Origin of the sequence: Variovorax sp. OK212 (assembly GCF_900112425.1) — a bacterium.
Classification (GTDB): Bacteria; Pseudomonadota; Gammaproteobacteria; order Burkholderiales; family Burkholderiaceae_C; genus Variovorax.
Genome location: NZ_FOLP01000050.1, coordinates 1 through 5,710 on the forward strand (window position 1 = coordinate 1; position 5,710 = coordinate 5,710).

General features: G+C 50.1%; 2 tRNA genes and 3 rRNA genes. All 5 read right to left on the reverse strand.

The features are described from left to right. Positions 1-53 precede the first annotated feature (53 nt). Positions 54-166: ribosomal RNA gene (gene rrf, locus BM004_RS40315) — 5S ribosomal RNA — on the reverse strand. Between the two features lie 128 nt (positions 167-294). Next, a 23S ribosomal RNA gene (locus BM004_RS40320) occupies positions 295-3,168 on the reverse strand. A gap of 332 nt (positions 3,169-3,500) precedes the next feature. Next, positions 3,501-3,576: transfer RNA gene (locus BM004_RS40325), tRNA-Ala, on the reverse strand. Positions 3,577-3,605: 29 nt separating this feature from the next. Then, positions 3,606-3,682: transfer RNA gene (locus BM004_RS40330), tRNA-Ile, on the reverse strand. 79 nt (positions 3,683-3,761) lie between these two features. Next, positions 3,762-5,296: ribosomal RNA gene (locus BM004_RS40335) — 16S ribosomal RNA — on the reverse strand. The 16S, 23S and 5S rRNA genes sit together here with 2 tRNA genes alongside, the layout of an rRNA operon. Positions 5,297-5,710 lie beyond the last annotated feature (414 nt).

Consider the following 5,710-nt stretch of genomic DNA (forward strand, 5'->3'; position numbering starts at 1 on the left):
CGCAAAGCAAAAAACCCCAGTCAATGTTGACTGGGGTTTTCTGGGCTGTAAGAGCCTGACGATGACCTACTTTCACACGGGAACCCGCACTATCATCGGCGCTGAGTCGTTTCACTGTCCTGTTCGGGATGGGAAGGAGTGGTACCAACTCGCTATGGTCATCAGGCATAAAGGGTTGTCTGACTGATCACGTGATCAATCAAACGAATTCATAGAGTTTGGAATCAGCTTTTGGCGAATTATTTTGAATGCGTCAACTTGGCATAACACCTTGATCAGACTGATCAAAGTTATAGGGTCAAGCCGCACGAGCAATTAGTATCAGTTAGCTTAACGCATTACTGCGCTTCCACACCTGACCTATCAACGTCCTGGTCTTGAACGACTCTTCAGGGGGCTCAAGGCCCCGGCAGATCTCATCTTGAAACGAGTTTCCCGCTTAGATGCTTTCAGCGGTTATCTCTTCCACACTTAGCTACTCGGCAATGCCACTGGCGTGACAACCGATACACCAGAGGTGTGTCCACTCCGGTCCTCTCGTACTAGGAGCAGGCTTCCTCAAATCTGCAGCGCCCACGGAAGATAGGGACCAAACTGTCTCACGACGTTTTAAACCCAGCTCACGTACCTCTTTAAATGGCGAACAGCCATACCCTTGGGACCGGCTACAGCCCCAGGATGAGATGAGCCGACATCGAGGTGCCAAACACCGCCGTCGATATGAACTCTTGGGCGGTATCAGCCTGTTATCCCCAGAGTACCTTTTATCCGTTGAGCGATGGCCCTTCCATACAGAACCACCGGATCACTATGTCCTGCTTTCGCATCTGCTCGACTTGTCAGTCTCGCAGTTAAGCACGCTTATGCCATTGCACTATCGTCACGATGTCCGACCGTAACTAGCGTACCTTCGAACTCCTCCGTTACGCTTTGGGAGGAGACCGCCCCAGTCAAACTGCCTACCATGCACTGTCCCCGATCCAGATAATGGACCTAGGTTAGAACCTCAAACACACCAGGGTGGTATTTCAACGTTGGCTCCACAAGATCTAGCGACCCTGCTTCAAAGCCTCCCACCTATCCTACACAGATCTGTTCAAAGTCCAATACAAAGCTACAGTAAAGGTTCATGGGGTCTTTCCGTCTTTCCGCGGGGAGATTGCATCATCACAAACATTTCAACTTCGCTGAGTCTCAGGAGGAGACAGTGTGGCCATCGTTACGCCATTCGTGCAGGTCGGAACTTACCCGACAAGGAATTTCGCTACCTTAGGACCGTTATAGTTACGGCCGCCGTTTACTGGGACTTCAATCAAGAGCTTGCACCCCATCATTTAATCTTCCAGCACCGGGCAGGCGTCACACCCTATACGTCCACTTTCGTGTTTGCAGAGTGCTGTGTTTTTAATAAACAGTCGCAGCCACCGATTTTTTGCAACCCATTCATGCTCCGTTGTTCACTTCACACTAATAGGGCACACCTTCTTCCGAAGTTACGGTGTCAATTTGCCGAGTTCCTTCTCCTGAGTTCTCTCAAGCGCCTTAGAATACTCATCTCGCGCACCAGTGTCGGTTTGCGGTACGGTCGTATATAGCTGAAGCTTAGTGGCTTTTCCTGGAACCTCGTTCAGTCACTTCACGGACAAGTCCGCTCGATCGTTGGCCTCGGTATATGTGCACCGGATTTGCCTAATGCACGCCTACATCCAACTAAACCAGAATAATCCAATAACTGGATGACCTATTAAGATCCGTCCCCACATCGCACTATATAACGGTACAGGAATATTGACCTGTTTCCCATCAGCTACGCATCTCTGCCTCGCCTTAGGGGCCGACTCACTCTACGCCGATGAACGTTGCGTAGAAAACCTTGCGCTTACGGCGAGGGGGCTTTTCACCCCCTTTAACGCTACTCATGTCAGCATTCGCACTTCTGATACCTCCAGCACGCTTTACAACGCACCTTCACAGGCTTACAGAACGCTCTCCTACCACTTGCAATAAATTGCAAATCCGCAGCTTCGGTAACTGGCTTAGCCCCGTTACATCTTCCGCGCAGGACGACTCGATCAGTGAGCTATTACGCTTTCTTTAAATGATGGCTGCTTCTAAGCCAACATCCTGACTGTTTTAGCCTTCCCACTTCGTTTCCCACTTAGCCAATTTTAGGGACCTTAGCTGGCGGTCTGGGTTGTTTCCCTCTTGAGTCCGGACGTTAGCACCCGGTGCTCTGTCTCCCAAGCTGTACTCATCGGTATTCGGAGTTTGCCTTGGTTTGGTAAGTCGCCATGACCCCCTAGCCAAAACAGTGCTCTACCCCCGATGGTAATACTTGAGGCACTACCTAAATAGTTTTCGGAGAGAACCAGCTATTTCCAAGTTTGTTTAGCCTTTCACCCCTATCCACAGCTCATCCGCTAGTTTTGCAACACTAGTCGGTTCGGACCTCCAGTACCTGTTACGGCACCTTCATCCTGGCCATGGATAGATCACTTGGTTTCGGGTCTACACCCAGCGACTGATCGCCCTATTCGGACTCGATTTCTCTACGGCTTCCCTATTCGGTTAACCTTGCCACTGAATGTAAGTCGCTGACCCATTATACAAAAGGTACGCAGTCACCCCTTACGAGGCTCCTACTTTTTGTAAGCACGCGGTTTCAGGATCTATTTCACTCCCCTCCCGGGGTTCTTTTCGCCTTTCCCTCACGGTACTAGTTCACTATCGGTCAATGATGAGTATTTAGCCTTGGAGGATGGTCCCCCCATATTCAGACAGGATTTCTCGTGTCCCGCCCTACTTGTCGTTAGCTCAGTACCACACAGGTCATTTCACGTACGGGGCTATCACCCGCTATGGCCAGTCTTTCCAAACTGTTCCGTTATGTCTTGTGCTATCACTAACAGGCTCTTCCGATTTCGCTCGCCACTACTTTCGGAATCTCGGTTGATGTCTTTTCCTCGAGCTACTGAGATGTTTCAGTTCACCCGGTTCGCCTCGCATGACTATGTATTCATCATGCGATACCTTTCGGTGGGTTTCCCCATTCGGAAATCTCCGGATCAAAGCTAATTTGCCAGCTCCCCGAAGCTTATCGCAGGCTATCACGTCCTTCGTCGCCTATCATTGCCAAGGCATCCACCACGTGCTCTTATTCACTTGACCCTATAACTTTGACGTTTCTTGCGAAACACAAAATCATTTCAAGGAATATGTCAGGTCTTTCACCTGACGCGTTATGCCGTACATTCAAAATTCGATTTGACTCGAAATTGAAGTTTCTTTTGACGCAATCAAAAATTCTATGCTGCTGATGGCACGGTCTGCACTAAACCTTTACGAATGTGCAGTTTCCATCAGCAGCGCTGATTCGACTCTATGAATTTTTAAAGAACAGCCGATTGATCAAGAGATCTTGATCAACAACAAAGCAGCCTCTTGCAAAGCTGCTTTGGTGTTGACTTAAGTATCGTGCGGAAGATCTTCCGCAGTGTTGTTGGTGGAGGATGACGGGATCGAACCGACGACCCCCTGCTTGCAAAGCAGGTGCTCTCCCAGCTGAGCTAATCCCCCAAAACTCTCACACGAGAAATCAGAAGATTTGGTGGGTCTAGTTGGGCTCGAACCAACGACCCCCGCCTTATCAAGACGGTGCTCTAACCAGCTGAGCTACAGACCCAATCGAAGACCAATGAAGATCTCGACTTCTTCCAACAACCGATAAGTGTGGGCGTTTAAATTAAATTGCTTGTTTCCAGAAAGGAGGTGATCCAGCCGCACCTTCCGATACGGCTACCTTGTTACGACTTCACCCCAGTCACGAACCCTGCCGTGGTAATCGCCCTCCTTGCGGTTAAGCTAACTACTTCTGGCAGAACCCGCTCCCATGGTGTGACGGGCGGTGTGTACAAGACCCGGGAACGTATTCACCGTGACATTCTGATCCACGATTACTAGCGATTCCGACTTCACGCAGTCGAGTTGCAGACTGCGATCCGGACTACGACTGGTTTTATGGGATTAGCTCCCCCTCGCGGGTTGGCAACCCTTTGTACCAGCCATTGTATGACGTGTGTAGCCCCACCTATAAGGGCCATGAGGACTTGACGTCATCCCCACCTTCCTCCGGTTTGTCACCGGCAGTCTCATTAGAGTGCCCAACTGAATGTAGCAACTAATGACAAGGGTTGCGCTCGTTGCGGGACTTAACCCAACATCTCACGACACGAGCTGACGACAGCCATGCAGCACCTGTGTTACGGTTCTCTTTCGAGCACTAAGCCATCTCTGGCGAATTCCGTACATGTCAAAGGTGGGTAAGGTTTTTCGCGTTGCATCGAATTAAACCACATCATCCACCGCTTGTGCGGGTCCCCGTCAATTCCTTTGAGTTTCAACCTTGCGGCCGTACTCCCCAGGCGGTCAACTTCACGCGTTAGCTTCGTTACTGAGTCAGTGAAGACCCAACAACCAGTTGACATCGTTTAGGGCGTGGACTACCAGGGTATCTAATCCTGTTTGCTCCCCACGCTTTCGTGCATGAGCGTCAGTACAGGTCCAGGGGATTGCCTTCGCCATCGGTGTTCCTCCGCATATCTACGCATTTCACTGCTACACGCGGAATTCCATCCCCCTCTACCGTACTCTAGCTATACAGTCACAGATGCAGTTCCCAGGTTGAGCCCGGGGATTTCACAACTGTCTTATATAACCGCCTGCGCACGCTTTACGCCCAGTAATTCCGATTAACGCTTGCACCCTACGTATTACCGCGGCTGCTGGCACGTAGTTAGCCGGTGCTTATTCTTACGGTACCGTCATTAGCCCTCTTTATTAGAAAAGGCCGTTTCGTTCCGTACAAAAGCAGTTTACAACCCGAAGGCCTTCATCCTGCACGCGGCATGGCTGGATCAGGCTTTCGCCCATTGTCCAAAATTCCCCACTGCTGCCTCCCGTAGGAGTCTGGGCCGTGTCTCAGTCCCAGTGTGGCTGGTCGTCCTCTCAGACCAGCTACAGATCGAAGGCTTGGTGAGCCTTTACCTCACCAACTACCTAATCTGCCATCGGCCGCTCCATTCGCGCAAGGTCTTGCGATCCCCTGCTTTCATCCGTAGATCGTATGCGGTATTAGCACAGCTTTCGCTGCGTTATCCCCCACGATTGGGCACGTTCCGATGTATTACTCACCCGTTCGCCACTCGCCGCCAGGATTGCTCCCGCGCTGCCGTTCGACTTGCATGTGTAAGGCATGCCGCCAGCGTTCAATCTGAGCCAGGATCAAACTCTATAGTTCGATCTTGATTTTTGCGCCTGACCTCGCGGTCAAGCAAAACTCATAAATAAAGAAATTAAAGTGAACTTTCACTTCTATCTTCATGAGCGTTTTTAAGTCTTGCGACTTGTTCCGAAGAACTTACGCAATTACCTTCAAACGCCCACGCTTATCGGCTGTAAATTTTTAACGATCACCGAAGCAACTTGCCGTTGTCTTCGTTTGCTTTGCTGCGATCAGCGAAGCCTTGTAGTCTATCACGATTTTTTAAGTACCGTCAAACTTTTTTCGCTTTCTTTTCTTTCCGCAATCCGCAACTCTCATCGCGTTTTGCTGAAGTCTTTTCAGCGGAGCCTTCGATTATGCACTGTTTTTTCAAACAACGTCAACTTTCGAAGACCTTTTTCTCAACCCACTCAATCAACTCCTAAGAGC